Below are 12850 nucleotides of genomic sequence, written 5' to 3' on the forward strand. Positions count from 1 at the left end.
TTACCGACCCTTTTTTGATTGCCTGGCCCGGTTGATTTCGTCCATGTTTTTCTGCAAGTTCTCCATGATTCCAGGCAGCCCCATCATTTCGTACAAATCATCAATTTTCGACATGTGCCCACTGAAATTTTCTTCGTAAAACTGCTCAAGCACCCCTTTTAATTTACCCGAAAGGTCGCCCTCCATGGCCTTTATTTGATTCTGGAGTAATTGGATCAGGTGATCCTTATCTATTTCGCTTTCCTCGGATTTTGGCACTGTGGGGTACCGGTTTTTTCTGTTGTCGGCTACAAAGTCGACGTAACCCGGCACCGGACTTGACACATCCCCGATAATTAGTTGATCCAACGTCACATTGAACTCATTAGCTATTGCCATAAGCATTTCGATAGGGGGATTGCTCACGCCATTAACCCAATTACTAACGTTTTTCGCCCTTGTGCCTATCATATTGCCAAGATCACCTTGTGAAATCTGATGATGTGTAAGCAGAAAGCGCAGATTATCAGGAAGATTGTTACTAATTGGCATTTATATAGGAAATTGATTAGCAAAAATATTGCTTCGATGCAAAAAAATGACTAGACTTGCATAAACAATATACTTAAAACTGCTGACCTGTGACGCCTCATAAGCTTGCTCTTTATAAACGCAACCGGTTAATACTCGCAAAATGGAGGCGGCGCATGCTTGCTGGTGCTGGAGCCATGGACACCCTGACTGATTTAAGTGAAGAACATGGCCTGCATTGGGCACACATTTCAGGAATTGTATATGGTCGTAAAACGGGGTATACCCCGCACAAGGATTATGACGACGATGGTAATGAAATTGGACCGACTGACTACGAGGCCTTGGACCGCTGGTATGAAGAAGAAGTATTGGCCGAATCGGCATAGTTGGCTTTAACACATATTAACAACCACTATGCCAAACCCCGGGAGCGGGGAGTTTCCAAAACAAAAAAGGGACGCACGAGGCGCCCCTAACATCAAGTAAAATACCTTAAAAAGGTAAGTGTAGGTTTGGGCACCACCCCGCGCCTACGCGAGTAAAAGTACAAAAATTATGGCCTCAGCCGTCGATTTGTTGTTCTCTCTCTACCAAAAGCTTAGCGTGATCGAGCGCATGGAGGCGGCAGAACTCATTTTGAAAGAGGCCAATATGGATAACCGGATCATGTACCGGGCTACCAAAAAACCGACCCGGCAAATGCTGGACCAGGTTGAAATGACACGGGATTTTTTAGAGAATTTCTCGTTTCGCAAAGCACCAAGCAGACGTGAGCCTGCTAGCCCTTCGTAGCGACTCGGAACCCGCTGCGAGGGGCTTTTTGTTAACAAGAGGTCATTTCTGTCCTCAATCAAGCTGTCGGCACGTGGGGTGGTCGGCAGCTTTTAAAAAAACCAACTAAACGCAAGAGAATGGAGGTTTTAAAGACAACCTTATTTGTCATGGCCCTGGTAATGGGCGGGATGATTCTGCTCGGCCTTGCATGGAAATTTCTTGTGTGGTGGTACTTCTGGATGTTTCCCGAGGACCGAGATTAATTTTTTGATGAAAGGCTAAAATTACCGATAGCATAACCGATAACAGATCCTAACAAAGTGCCCAAAGTATCATTCTCAATTTTATCATACATAGAAAGCAAGCAAATGGCAATTAATATGACAAAAATAACAGCCGCCTCCTTTCTAAAGCGAAGCCTCCAGTACGTCAGGTTGCTTTCGGAGTGTACCCGTTTCAGCCCTTTGTGGTCCCGGTTGCCCTCTGTGATTGCTTCGATAATTTTCTCAAAGTTTTTTCCATTGAGGAAGTCTTTTAAAACATCAGCAAGCTCAGTATTGGAGGCTTTGGAATTTTCGAGGTTTCCCTCTTGGTTTTCATTTTCCATTGGTTCGGTTTTTAAAGCGATCAATATAGCCAAAATCACCAAGGCCCCTATAGTTAAACTCAACACGTGAACTCCGTCACATCAAGTAAAATATCTCAGTTATGACACCAAACCTAGAAACTCTATCCGCCAGGATCGCCCAATTAAAGGACATGGGCGATGATCATCCGGAACTTGTGCAGCGGCACATTATCCCGATGATAAACCACCTGAAAAGACTTAAAACCAGGCTGAAACCCTACAATATTCCCGTTGTTGGTGCTCAGGCTATATCTGATCGGCCATGAGTGTCACCTACCCGGCATCAAATTATACGCAAATGCAAGTGCTCCGGCAAGCTTCCGGGGGAGGGCGCGACCTAGACATGGCACAGTTTCCCCAAGACCTGCAAAGCCCACTTTCCAAGCTGGAAAAATTGCCGTGCGTCTCGGATGTAAAGGCTAAAAAGCACGCCTGCAAAAACTATAGAGCTGTTTTCACGGTCAAACTCCGGGCGGGTGAGCGCCTGAACTCGGTGGTACTTCAGCGGCTGCGAACCGTCCTCTATGGACTCCGGGTGAGCATATTGACCCACCAGGATCACCCGCACTGTTACCTAACCCTCAAATTCAAATAAGATGTGGTATTACTTCTACACCATAGTTCTCAGTATCTGGCTGGTCGTTTTCGTGATCGGCGTCTATTTGGTTGTGCGAAGCAGCCTGATAACCTCACTTGAAAATAAATGCCTGGATAAGGCCGTAGCAGCGGCAGCCGTCGGAGTGTCCGACGCACGGGAATTCATCCACCTGCGCCAGGCGGCCACAAAGGAATTCTGGCGATACTGGCCGTCATTCGATAAAATGCTGTTCAGCCTCAAACCCATTCGGGAAGATGTCTGGCTCAGCGAGCAGGCCCGGGCGGCCCTTTTTTACTCGGAAACGCAGGTGCCCTTGGATGGCGAAATAGATTTCGCTGCCCTGCTGGGCAGCTGACTCCATCACCAACAACAAAACAATCCCCAACTATTCACACCAAAGTCAACAGTTAAAAAAGCAACAACATGAGCAGTAGAGCAAGTAGGCCGCGCAGAACGGCCGAAGTGCTTTCCGATGCGTGGGCAGGGGATCGCCCGCTATGGAGAGCGTACCGAAGCGGTAAATCGCCGTTTATGGCCGTCTACCCCATTATATCATCAGAGGCCAAGGCCGAAATGATGATACGATACGTGGCATTTCGGGAGCAGTACAACCGATCGGTTGTGTCGGCAAACCGGCAAGTCGCCAATCAAAACCGCATGTGCAGGGAGGCTTGGAAAAAGGACGAGTCCGGCAATCTGAGAAAACAGAACCAGGGGTTTGTACTAAACAACCGAATTGGGCTACGCCACGAAAAGGACGGAACCATCACTTTCTTTACCACTTGGGACTATAACGCCAAGGCCCAGGAGTACAATGCCAAGTGTGGCAAGGAAATCATCCAGCTAAAAAAAATACAGCCGCTCCGGGATTCTCACGAGCAGATGTTTACACACATTATTTGGGAGTACAACAGCCAATTGATGAAAAGCAATAAGAGTTGGCGGACACTTGGAACCGACTACATCCGGGAGCTTATGCCGGTTCAGATCAACAGCAAGAAATTCGTTAAGTCCCGGCATAAATCTGGGGTGTATTTGACCGATGTGCGTACACAAACGATCCGAAACCGCAAGCTCCGCTTGATGGAAGCGGGGGTGCTGATCGGCGGTGTTTTCCACGGCAGTAAGCGGGGCACCACCCACTTTATAAACCCGCTTATAATGGCATTTTCAGATGATTTTACCGGCCATATAACCACCCTTGAAAATCAGCAAGTTACAAATGATATGCATAAAAATTTTATGCATACAGGCATAACTACTAGAACACTAAGTAATATAGAAGAAATAGGGCGTGTTGATAACTCAACAACGCCCGATGCGGACCAGGCAAGCCTGGAAAATGTTGCACGTCCTTCGGACGAAATGACTAGATCACCAAGCACCGCAGAACCTTGCGCCCATGCGGGCGCCGGGGACGCAAAAAAGCCGGGGGCTGCAGGCGCCGCCGAAAATAATGGGGCGGCCTGCATCACCACCGGGGAAAATGGTGCTCCAGGCCCTGGAAAACAACCGGTGACGGATCCCGAAAAGCAAGCCCGGGCCCTGGCAAACTCCAAAATGCTACGGGAACGACTGGCTGCACCTTTTCTGCTTGCACAGATGATAGCTGCCGGGAAATATGAGTTCTACCGCCCCATCGATCACCAGCTTTTACAACTTGAATCCCGGCTTGGCGTACTGAGTAAGGAGGAATTCCGGATGCTATTGATTCAGGAGTTTTTTAAACTTGCCGCTCAGCTATACCCATCCGGGAAGTATGATTGCCACGCCTGGACCTTTGTAATGAACCGATGGTATGATCAGGTGATGAAGGTAAATACAGGACACTCCTACACCAAAGTAAAGGCACTGGAAACCTACCTGTATTTCGAAGAAGCCCTATTAAACAGGCAGTTTGGAGCAATTCAAAATGTCAATACAGGTCAATTTACTCCGGCCTTTCCACCCCGCTACTTAGACCCGGGCAATAAAGCAGATTACTCTTTCCGCAGTTTCTGTGACCGGTTTATCACTCGCCGGAAGGTGTCATTACAAAAAAGACGTGCCAGAGACCAAAAGCAGTGGGAGAAAAACCAGCGTGACCTCTTACATCAGAAAGCCAAAAAAGCCCTGTTCCGGCAGCTTGCTCGGCACTATAACGGCAAGCTGACCCATGAGGCTTTGCAGCGTTACATCTTAAATGTCATGCCAAGGGCTATCAGGTCCAATATCGAGCATTACATCGCTGAGTTTACCAAAAACCGTGAAAACGACCGGCGGAAAAAGCATTACCAAAACTGAATTATTAATCCAAGTAAAATACCATTATGAAAACACCACTTTTTATTATCGCAGTACTATGTCTGGCCTATATCCTCGGGGGATGTGAGAAGGACGAACCCGAGCAACTTGCCTCTACGGCTCTTACCTATCGTCAAATAAACAAACATTGGGATGCCGGGGGCGATAGGGGACTCGAAAATTTTATCGACGACACATTCCAGGGACTACCAGCCTATTCGGATCGTTGGTTACTAAACAAAAATCGGAAGAACAGGTATGCACTGGTCGTAATTAACCCGAATTCCACTCAGACGACACCCAAAATCAACGGAGTTCCTTTCTATCAGTACAATGGAATTTGGTACATCTATTCCAAACAGGGAGGAAAACAGGACCGCGGGGACGAGCTCATTGAATTTCAAAGACCGGACGGGGAACCCGTTCGGGAGTTTGTCGATTTGCAGCGCGAACAAGTCTATTCATACTAAAATTTTCGGGCCATGGAAAAACTAGATGATGAAATAAAAGCTGAGGAACAGGCCGTGTTGATTCGGGCCATAATTCCAATGATTACTCAATTGGACACCGATTTCTGTCGCCAGGCGGCCGAAAGATTTATGAGTCAAGCCAGCAGGCAGGAGGCTATAGCTGCGCTCAATCCATCACATCCGCTGATAAAAAATGAGATTCTACGCGCCAAAGGCGTTGCCCTGGAGCACCTGTGTGATTATGTGAAGAAGCTAAAGCGGATCGATGAATTGGAAAAGCAATGTTCCGGGGACCGCGAAACACTGCGGGAAATTCAGGCGCTTTTCATGTAGCGCCTGCGAGGAAAAGTTAAAATCTACATCAAGTAAATACCACCACAAATGTTGTACTACATCTACCTACTCGGAAGCCTCATATTGGGGATGCTCATCGGAGCGGTTATGATTTATCACTCTCCCTTCCGCGAACGATTTGAATATATAATCGCCTGGATCAGGGAGTATTTTCGAAACCAAAAAATATTGTAAGACATCCATTTGGGTAACAAAAAGCACATTCATAGAAATCGTAAAATCAAGTAATTATGACCGATTCTGAGGCCACAATATTCGTAATTATTGCACTTACTATTGTATTAGCCATTGTATGCGGTGTCGAGCTGTACGTCCGAAAAAAGACCAGCCCCCCCGAAGAACCCACCACAAAAGTCGGTCCGGCCGGCAGTACCACCGATGATAAATCGGAAAAACCCAAGCAGAAACTAACCCGTGCTGAAAGGAATAGGAGAAAGAGAAAAAAGTAATGGAAGATCCGCACTCATATCTAGAAAAATCCCACAACACCAACAAATGAGTAGTCCATACTCCATACTCCGCAAGAAATTCCCTGAAAACGCCTACGTCCTATTGCAGGAGGTGAGCGACACCACGGGTGGTCGTCACCGGTCCGCTGATTTTATGCTTATGAGCCTTTGGCCGAGCCGCGGGCTACAGCTCCAGGGTATTGAACTGAAAAGATACCGGGGCGATTGGCTTCGGGAAATCAAGAACCCCCGTAAACAAGAAAACATTTTCCAATACTGCGACGCTTTTTGGCTACTCACTCATGGTGAAAACATTGCCAAGCTCGAAGAAATCCCCGGCCCGTGGGGGTGGATGGAAATCAAAGGCAGCCGGATTTACATTCGAAAAAAGGCACCGACCCTGACCCCCAAGCCGATCACCCGGGCATTTCTGGCTGCGTTGCTCCGCCGGGCAGCATCAAAGGACGGTTTTATTCTCCGGTCCGAAATTGAGGACAAGCTAAAATCCGAGTATGAAAAGGGTAGGTCCCACGAGCGACAGAACGTGGAGCATTTCCAAAAAAAGCATGATCAGCTAGCGGAAAATGTGAGCCAGTTCAGCAAGCATTCGGGAGTAATGATTCCACACCGAAAACCCTACTACGGAAATGACGATGAAATTGAAAAAATAGGGATGGCCGTCAGATTTGTAAAGGACGGCGGCGCAGACAGATTGCAGCGCCGTTTGCTCAGCCTGGAGGAAACCGCCGAGGAAGTTCTCAGGAGCATACGCGACGGCATTGAATGCCTGAAACCCCGGGCACCTGCCGATAATTAAGCTGAATTCCAAGAGCAACATCAAGTACTACCTAAAAACGACACTATGATTTTTCTACACATTATTGCCTACACCTTGGCCGCCCTATTTCTGGTTCTGATTATATGGGCCAGCTCAGGGACTCCCAGGCGGACATTTCAGCGCATTTGGGCAGACTTTCGCGATCCCACAAGGCGTCAGGCCATGGATTTCGGGAGCGAGGCCAAAAGAAAGGGCTTGACTGGTTTTATTTTCCATTATGACGGACCGGTCTGCTTCCGGGCACTGAACCAAAAGAATGCGGATTTGAAATTTAAACGGTTCACCCAGGAGCAAGAGAATCTGAAAAAGGAAATCACCCAGGGGTCACTATCGAAAGTTTCCTGATGGCAAAACGATGTCAGTGCACCCCTGAAAAAAAAGGGATATGCAGGCATTGTAGTTCTTTCAAACTGGTGATTAATCTTCGAAAGGGATATCACACCCGGACGAATTTTAAGGGCGAACCCCTAAACCCAGTTTGGTACTCGATGCTGAAAGAGGACAAAAAAGGCCCGGAGGGCGTATTTCAGATGATGCTTGGCCGCATAATGAAAAGCCATTACCGCGGCAAGTTTCACACCCTCGAACTCCGGCAAAATGATGAATCCGGCGCGCTATTGCTGCCACCATATTATAACCGATGAACCTCAGGGAGATACAGCTTACAAAGATCAGCATAGACTGTTTCCGGGTCATGTACGACGCACTTTTGCTTTATCTGGCCAGTCCCACAGATTTCGACGGGACGGACCGGAAGGAAATCGTATTTCGCAGTCTAGCACTGGAACTGTCGGCAAAAATCCAACATCGGGCCTATGGGCTTACGGTATTTCTCATGCGGCCCGATGAAATTTCTCGGCGCACCCGCCGGATGACCCTTTCGGCGCACCACGCCGTGATCCTCTTGGAGGCGCTGAGCACCACCCAGGGGTATATGACCACCCTGCAAAGGGCGGTGGCAGCTCGGATCATTGAACCATTAGATCGGGGCCTAAAAGAGCCCCACAATATAAATCAAGTAAAACACCTTTGAAATGAGCAATTTATTAGAATTGAAAGACATGCAAGAAATTATGGACGGCGAACTTCTTGATGCTAACAGGCATTTTAATTATGCAAAAGATGGACTCCAAACACTTTTGCTGGCCATCCAAAAAATAGCCGCATACTCCGACAAGTCGAGGGATGATGCAGAATCGGCTCATGAGGAAGTTAAATCCGATGCTATTTCAGTATTGGATCACCTTGAAAATGGAATTCAATTTCTTTCCGAAGCCAGAAAATCCCTTTCGTGCTGTGAAGAATATGCGGGAGCAACTACGGATTTTGAACTACTTCCACATTTGGACAATATGCGCACGCAGATGGCCCTGGAGGCTATTTCTGAAAATTTGCACCGAATCCCCATTGAGGACCTGGAAGCCCTAGCCGAAAAATATCAAGTAATCGCTTAAATCACACCACATGTCAACCATTGAAATCAACTCCCGCGCCCTCTTGGGCCAACTCAATCGGCTTAGCGGCCTGATCAACAACACCCTGCCCGTTCTCAGCCACGTGAAGGTTGAAACCCAAAAAGGCCACGTCTTTATGACGGCCTCGAATCTGGAAACCACCGCGAGTGTCCTTTTTGAGGCCAAATGCAAACCAGGATCCATCACCTGCATTCCTCACAACACCCTGTCTTCTATCTTGAAAAACCTCCCGGACGCTCCGGTATCGATCACTATTGAATCGGATGGGGTTATTCAAAATGCCGAAATCGTATGTGGGGATGCAGATTACAAGCTCCCGGGACTGCCCCCGGATGATTTCCCGCGGATCGCAGAACACCCATGGGAGGAGAAGATCGAATTGGAGGCCGCCCATTTCTTACAAACCCTTAAAACAGCCACCCGATTTACAGATCAAACCGACGAACTCTCGGGCTTTCAAAACATCATTTTGGATGCCGAAAGCGGGTACCTGGAAGTGATGGCCATGACCCGCCACCTTTTGTTTAAGCGGCAGATCACTAAGGCGAAAAAGAAATTTATGATGATGGTGACAACCAAAGCGGCCACCTACCTGGCCAGCGGGGCGTTCACTTCTGAGAAAATAAAACTTTCCGAGGCTAAAAATATGCTGCTCATAACCGGTGACAACATTGCGGTGCACGTGCGGCAACCCGAATGGAAGCCCCCGCAGTACCAACTGCTATTCTCCAAAGATAGGGTTCAACACGGATGGGAGGCCAACACGGAAGAACTCAAAACCAAGCTCTCCCGGCTGCTCTCGGCCTGCCAAAGCCGATTTGCCATCGCTGACTTCGACATGAAAAAGGACCGGACAACCCTTAAAATCGAGGACGAGGCCTATGCGACCCGCGGCCAGGAGATCGTACCGGCGGAGCTTACGGGGTCAGCTGTTAAGGTGCGGTACCAGATCGCAACGCTGCAACTGGCGCTTTCCGTTGTGGAAGAGGAGCGGGTCAAATTGGAATTTCAGGCGGCCAACACCGCTACATTTATTGACACTGAAAACACGAAAATGCTGGTAATGCCCTCTATGTAGGGGGCTTGACCACCGCCAAGCACTATGGAAGAACTCTTGCAAGTCATATCAGATTACTCCCGAATCCCCATGGACGAGCTCAGGGAGAAAACCCGTGTGCAGCGGATCATATACTACCAGTTCATTTTCTGCTATCTGGCCCTGGATCAAAAGATTGCTTCGGCGCCCGACATCAGCAGAAAGCTTGGCCGGTTTGATCACTCTTTTGCACGGCGCTCCCGTAGAAAAATCAAAGAATGGCTATCCTATGACAAGAACTTGGCCCGGGACATCCAGGCCATTGAAAGCACTTATTATTACCGAGATCGCGCCCTAATTGTGCGGGATCTTATCGGACAAATGACATGGCAGCAGCTATCTGAGATCATCGACTACGCAAAATCAATGGGGCTGGAGACTAAAGCGTTCTAAAGGAGTGGAACGGAGCGAAACGGCCTTGCCGGCACCCCCACCTCTCCTATTTTAATCAGGAGTGCCCTAACCTCTTTTGGCCGCACAATTTCTTTGCGAGATACCGCCTTTTGGGTGGTGTTTCGGTTTTCGGCCATTATCTTCCAAAGCGCGGCGGTAAGCACTTTATAGCTCAGATAGGGGAGTTTGGCCGCCAAGTCCATTTTGTTGACGCCGCCGCCGCCCAGGTCCACCTGTTTTCCGTATTGTTCCAGGGGCTCCCCGATTTCCTTTAGAAAGGCCACTACTTCATTGCTTTGCAGGTAATTCTGGTGTTTGGCCTTTTCAAGGGGGATACCCCGGGACTGGGCAATGATCGGGTTGATGATTTTGGAGAACTCGTCGCGCGAGAAGGGCCTTATTTTGCTTAGAAGCCTTTTCTTCGAAGTGCGATAGCTGGTGAAAACGAGCATATTTGAAGGTATAGGTTACTTGATGCTTCAAATTTATGTAAGAAGTCCCTTTCGTTATTCATCTTTTATACTTCCTATTTCGGAAAACACGCAGCACATCCGGAAAAATACTATTGTCAGCGAGCCAAGGCCCGAACCTCGCGCTAGACTTATCCAATATTTGCTGCAACTCATCTGTACTTGATGAAGTTTTGGAAACCAGACGCCGGGGGTTAGGTCATCCCCCGGCCCTTCCAAAAACCATGATCATTGAAATAGCACATGGAATACGCGGATGTAAATTTTATGGCCAAAAGGAAGGTTGCCGCGGGCACGGGTTTCGATTCATTGTTTGAAACGTCAGCCTGCCAACCCACTTTTTTAGGCAAGAGCGACACGTACTTTACCGTGGCCCAAATGAAAAAATGGGCGTATCGGTTTAAAGACCAGACCCGAAAACTTGCCCTTGGTCATTTCTCCGGGATGCCACTCTCTCAGACGTGCCAGGCAATTTACAAGTTCCTCTACAGTCATATTCAATACGAACTTGACGGAGAACGCCAGCACCTTAAAAGCCCTGCATGCAGCTGGGCCACACGAGGGGAGGGGACTGACTGCAAAAGCTACAGCATTTTTGCCAGTACGATTTTGCAGAACCTTGGGATCAAACACTATTTCCGCAAAGTACGCCAACCGGGTTTAAATCCGGAGCTATGGACCCACGTATATGTAGTGGTTCCAAAAGATCAGGACAGCATGGACCTCAGGGCTGGGCACTACGTTATTGACGCAACCTTGCACAACAATACTGAGGTCACATACACAGAGAAAAACGACACACCTATGACAAAGGTTTCACTTCCCCACTACGGATTGCAGGCCCCGGGCCTGGCCGCGTGTTCGTGCACGCCCAAGCTGAAAAAGGAACCCGTCACACAGGATACTACCTACCAGGCGCCCACCAAAACGCCATCCCAACTTGTAGAACAACCCATTGTCCGCCTGGCCCTGGCAGCTGGCCTCGGCGCCACTGAGCAGCAACGCTTTTCCGCGGCGGTCGAAAATTTCAAAAAATTCCTTTTCGAACTTGAGGCCAAGGGCTTGCCGCGCGCGGCCTCCGAGGCCGCTATGAAGCGGCTTTCTGAGTCCATCCGGAAAGGGGAGGGGGAGCCTACCATTGCCGACCTATTATCTCCCCGCGCCTCCGGGCTTGGCATCACAGGGGTTGAAGTCGGCCTGATTTCCCAACTCTTACCGACGGGCCGCACATCGAGCGGACGTAGCAATACCGGAATTGTAGAGGGGATTTCCAACACATCCGGAGCCCTACAGCAGGCCGGGGGACTCATCACCTCGATTGTGCCCACCGAAATCTGGGACAAGACTTTCGGGGCGGTATTCGCCAACGGCTTCAATTTTAAGTGTTGGGGGGCTACTTGGAACCCTACCAAGGCGGAAGAAGTTTTCACCCAGGAAGCGGATAAAATCCGCAACTGGTTTTCCCAGGCGCTCAATACACCGCTTGTGGGACTTGAAAAGGCCATCAACGATTTCTGGATTAAATTTTACGGGGTGCGCAGCACCGAACGCCACTGGCTCGGATCGTCTGCCAAGGATTGTACCAAGGACGGGCTCAAACTTCTGATCGGCTCCCTGGATGGGCTGGCATCTGAGCTCCGCACTGCGCAAAAAAGCGCCATCGAAGGAGCAGGCCATGTAGTTCAAAGCACACTCGCGGTTAAACGCACCTATCCGCCCGAGGAGCACACCGGGCGGCATTCGCTCACCTACGAAGTTCCGCAATACAAGGTGCTGATCAATAACGCTGGCAGCCAGGTCACACCGTCTACTCCGGTGGCCCGTAATACGAATTCATCGACTTATGTAGACCCGTTGGGGAACGTCTACATTGATGGTCAGCTTACTATCCCCGCAAATAACTCAAGTACCAACAGAAATTTCACCAACGATCAACCTCAAAAAGCAGGTTTCGGTACCGGCGCCCTCTTACTCGTAGGAGCGGTAGCACTCGGAGCCATGTATTTCAAAAACAATTCTAATTCTAAATCGTAACACGATGAAAGTTCAAACACCATCAGTAAAAAGCATTGCCGACAAAGGATTGGTCGTTGGCGGCGCTATTGTGGGCGGGGCAGCATCCAAGGGTGTTGTAGGGCTGCTACCTGCCGGAAAATTAACCAAAATCGGCGTTGCCGCTGTTTCTCTGGCAGGGGCCGTCGCGATCAAAGGCAAAGACACCGGAGCCCAGATCGCCCAGGGTGCACTGCTCGGCATGGCCGTAGTTCAGGGCCTGGAAGCCGCACAGGAGGCCCTGGCGCCGACCATCCAGGGGTATGTTTCCTCAGGGGAACCCTCAAAAATCAAGGAGTTTGTCTCCCGGGCCGCCGGTCTGGGCAGTGCAGACAACTTTTACCCGGGGCTGGAGCCACACACTCCGACCGCCCACGCGGCTCAACCCGCATTGGCCGGCCCCTACAACCAGAAGCGCGTACCCCTCGGGGCCGTGTAAGGTTTATCTGATTTCCAA

The 12850-nt window shown here is 49.3% G+C and carries 20 protein-coding genes; 17 read left to right on the forward strand and 3 right to left on the reverse strand.

Annotated elements, in window-relative coordinates; translation table 11 throughout:
- Window positions 1-531 (reverse strand): helix-turn-helix domain-containing protein, encoded by a 531-nt coding sequence (locus RB2501_RS10225; RefSeq protein WP_015754726.1) that lies wholly within the window; start codon window positions 529-531, stop codon window positions 1-3.
- 89 nt (window positions 532-620) lie between these two features.
- Between RB2501_RS10225 and RB2501_RS10230 the strand changes: the two genes are divergently transcribed.
- Window positions 621-899 carry a hypothetical protein gene (locus tag RB2501_RS10230; RefSeq protein WP_148214342.1) on the forward strand — a complete coding sequence of 93 codons (279 nt, stop codon included), beginning with the start codon at window positions 621-623 and terminating at the stop codon, window positions 897-899.
- 169 nt (window positions 900-1068) lie between these two features.
- A complete protein-coding gene (locus tag RB2501_RS10235; RefSeq protein ID WP_015754728.1) occupies window positions 1069-1305 on the forward strand; it encodes a hypothetical protein in 237 nt (78 codons plus the stop codon).
- A gap of 241 nt (window positions 1306-1546) precedes the next feature.
- Here the strand turns inward: RB2501_RS10235 and RB2501_RS10240 are convergent, their stop codons facing one another.
- The gene (locus RB2501_RS10240) at window positions 1547-1894 is read right to left on the reverse strand and encodes a hypothetical protein (RefSeq protein WP_148214343.1); all 348 of its coding nucleotides are present in this window, start codon (window positions 1892-1894) and stop codon (window positions 1547-1549) included.
- A gap of 101 nt (window positions 1895-1995) precedes the next feature.
- Here RB2501_RS10240 and RB2501_RS10245 point away from each other — a divergent pair, with 101 nt between their 5' ends.
- The 13 genes from RB2501_RS10245 (at window position 1996) to RB2501_RS10305 (ending at window position 9871) form a co-directional block, all read left to right on the forward strand.
- A complete protein-coding gene (locus RB2501_RS10245; protein WP_015754731.1) occupies window positions 1996-2181 on the forward strand; it encodes a hypothetical protein in 186 nt (61 codons plus the stop codon).
- 330 nt (window positions 2182-2511) lie between these two features.
- On the forward strand, window positions 2512-2868 hold the full coding sequence (locus RB2501_RS10255; RefSeq protein WP_015754733.1) for a hypothetical protein: 357 nt from the start codon (window positions 2512-2514) through the stop codon (window positions 2866-2868).
- 176 nt (window positions 2869-3044) lie between these two features.
- Complete coding sequence (locus RB2501_RS10260) at window positions 3045-4796, forward strand: hypothetical protein (protein ID WP_015754734.1); 1752 nt, start codon at window positions 3045-3047, stop codon at window positions 4794-4796.
- A 26-nt stretch (window positions 4797-4822) separates the two neighbouring features.
- A complete protein-coding gene (locus RB2501_RS10265; protein WP_015754735.1) occupies window positions 4823-5266 on the forward strand; it encodes a hypothetical protein in 444 nt (147 codons plus the stop codon).
- Between the two features lie 12 nt (window positions 5267-5278).
- A complete protein-coding gene (locus RB2501_RS10270; RefSeq protein ID WP_015754736.1) occupies window positions 5279-5599 on the forward strand; it encodes a hypothetical protein in 321 nt (106 codons plus the stop codon).
- Between the two features lie 251 nt (window positions 5600-5850).
- Window positions 5851-6069, forward strand: coding sequence for a hypothetical protein (locus tag RB2501_RS10275; protein WP_015754738.1), 219 nt, complete (start codon window positions 5851-5853; stop codon window positions 6067-6069).
- The gene (locus RB2501_RS15860) at window positions 6035-6886 is read left to right on the forward strand and encodes a hypothetical protein (RefSeq protein ID WP_148214344.1); all 852 of its coding nucleotides are present in this window, start codon (window positions 6035-6037) and stop codon (window positions 6884-6886) included. The genes RB2501_RS10275 and RB2501_RS15860 overlap by 35 nt, the downstream gene beginning before the upstream one ends.
- Window positions 6887-6931: 45 nt before the next feature.
- Complete coding sequence (locus RB2501_RS16125; RefSeq protein WP_148214345.1) at window positions 6932-7252, forward strand: hypothetical protein; 321 nt, start codon at window positions 6932-6934, stop codon at window positions 7250-7252.
- A gap of 143 nt (window positions 7253-7395) precedes the next feature.
- Window positions 7396-7551, forward strand: coding sequence for a hypothetical protein (locus RB2501_RS16260; RefSeq protein WP_015754741.1), 156 nt, complete (start codon window positions 7396-7398; stop codon window positions 7549-7551).
- A 50-nt stretch (window positions 7552-7601) separates the two neighbouring features.
- The gene (locus RB2501_RS10290) at window positions 7602-7940 is read left to right on the forward strand and encodes a hypothetical protein (RefSeq protein ID WP_148214346.1); all 339 of its coding nucleotides are present in this window, start codon (window positions 7602-7604) and stop codon (window positions 7938-7940) included.
- 1 nt (window position 7941) lies between these two features.
- Complete coding sequence (locus tag RB2501_RS10295) at window positions 7942-8361, forward strand: hypothetical protein (protein WP_015754743.1); 420 nt, start codon at window positions 7942-7944, stop codon at window positions 8359-8361.
- A gap of 10 nt (window positions 8362-8371) precedes the next feature.
- A complete protein-coding gene (locus tag RB2501_RS10300) occupies window positions 8372-9460 on the forward strand; it encodes a beta clamp domain-containing protein (protein WP_015754744.1) in 1089 nt (362 codons plus the stop codon).
- Between the two features lie 69 nt (window positions 9461-9529).
- The gene (locus tag RB2501_RS10305; protein WP_041327190.1) at window positions 9530-9871 is read left to right on the forward strand and encodes a hypothetical protein; all 342 of its coding nucleotides are present in this window, start codon (window positions 9530-9532) and stop codon (window positions 9869-9871) included.
- Here RB2501_RS10305 and RB2501_RS10310 read toward each other — a convergent pair.
- Window positions 9868-10323, reverse strand: a complete 456-nt coding sequence (locus tag RB2501_RS10310; protein ID WP_015754746.1) for a hypothetical protein — start codon at window positions 10321-10323, stop codon at window positions 9868-9870. The two genes, RB2501_RS10305 and RB2501_RS10310, sit on opposite strands and share 4 nt — an antisense overlap.
- A gap of 261 nt (window positions 10324-10584) precedes the next feature.
- Here RB2501_RS10310 and RB2501_RS10315 point away from each other — a divergent pair, with 261 nt between their 5' ends.
- Both RB2501_RS10315 and RB2501_RS10320 read left to right on the forward strand, forming a co-directional pair.
- Window positions 10585-12375 (forward strand): hypothetical protein, encoded by a 1791-nt coding sequence (locus RB2501_RS10315; protein WP_148214347.1) that lies wholly within the window; start codon window positions 10585-10587, stop codon window positions 12373-12375.
- Between the two features lie 4 nt (window positions 12376-12379).
- The gene (locus RB2501_RS10320; RefSeq protein WP_015754748.1) at window positions 12380-12832 is read left to right on the forward strand and encodes a hypothetical protein; all 453 of its coding nucleotides are present in this window, start codon (window positions 12380-12382) and stop codon (window positions 12830-12832) included.
- Window positions 12833-12850: the final 18 nt, after the last annotated feature.

Source organism: Robiginitalea biformata HTCC2501 (genome assembly GCF_000024125.1).
GTDB classification, from domain to species: domain Bacteria; phylum Bacteroidota; class Bacteroidia; order Flavobacteriales; family Flavobacteriaceae; genus Robiginitalea; species Robiginitalea biformata.

Coding starts and splice junctions, on each gene's coding strand:
- RB2501_RS10225 (WP_015754726.1), bottom strand. CDS start 531: ATGCCAATTAGTAACAATCTTCCTGATAATCTGCGCTTTCTGCTTACA.
- RB2501_RS10235 (WP_015754728.1), top strand. CDS start 1,069: ATGGCCTCAGCCGTCGATTTGTTGTTCTCTCTCTACCAAAAGCTTAGC.
- RB2501_RS10240 (WP_148214343.1), bottom strand. CDS start 1,894: ATGGAAAATGAAAACCAAGAGGGAAACCTCGAAAATTCCAAAGCCTCC.
- RB2501_RS10245 (WP_015754731.1), top strand. CDS start 1,996: ATGACACCAAACCTAGAAACTCTATCCGCCAGGATCGCCCAATTAAAG.
- RB2501_RS10255 (WP_015754733.1), top strand. CDS start 2,512: ATGTGGTATTACTTCTACACCATAGTTCTCAGTATCTGGCTGGTCGTT.
- RB2501_RS10260 (WP_015754734.1), top strand. CDS start 3,045: ATGGCCGTCTACCCCATTATATCATCAGAGGCCAAGGCCGAAATGATG.
- RB2501_RS10265 (WP_015754735.1), top strand. CDS start 4,823: ATGAAAACACCACTTTTTATTATCGCAGTACTATGTCTGGCCTATATC.
- RB2501_RS10270 (WP_015754736.1), top strand. CDS start 5,279: ATGGAAAAACTAGATGATGAAATAAAAGCTGAGGAACAGGCCGTGTTG.
- RB2501_RS10275 (WP_015754738.1), top strand. CDS start 5,851: ATGACCGATTCTGAGGCCACAATATTCGTAATTATTGCACTTACTATT.
- RB2501_RS16125 (WP_148214345.1), top strand. CDS start 6,932: ATGATTTTTCTACACATTATTGCCTACACCTTGGCCGCCCTATTTCTG.
- RB2501_RS16260 (WP_015754741.1), top strand. CDS start 7,396: ATGCTGAAAGAGGACAAAAAAGGCCCGGAGGGCGTATTTCAGATGATG.
- RB2501_RS10290 (WP_148214346.1), top strand. CDS start 7,602: ATGTACGACGCACTTTTGCTTTATCTGGCCAGTCCCACAGATTTCGAC.
- RB2501_RS10295 (WP_015754743.1), top strand. CDS start 7,942: ATGAGCAATTTATTAGAATTGAAAGACATGCAAGAAATTATGGACGGC.
- RB2501_RS10300 (WP_015754744.1), top strand. CDS start 8,372: ATGTCAACCATTGAAATCAACTCCCGCGCCCTCTTGGGCCAACTCAAT.
- RB2501_RS10305 (WP_041327190.1), top strand. CDS start 9,530: ATGGACGAGCTCAGGGAGAAAACCCGTGTGCAGCGGATCATATACTAC.
- RB2501_RS10310 (WP_015754746.1), bottom strand. CDS start 10,323: ATGCTCGTTTTCACCAGCTATCGCACTTCGAAGAAAAGGCTTCTAAGC.
- RB2501_RS10315 (WP_148214347.1), top strand. CDS start 10,585: ATGGAATACGCGGATGTAAATTTTATGGCCAAAAGGAAGGTTGCCGCG.
- RB2501_RS10320 (WP_015754748.1), top strand. CDS start 12,380: ATGAAAGTTCAAACACCATCAGTAAAAAGCATTGCCGACAAAGGATTG.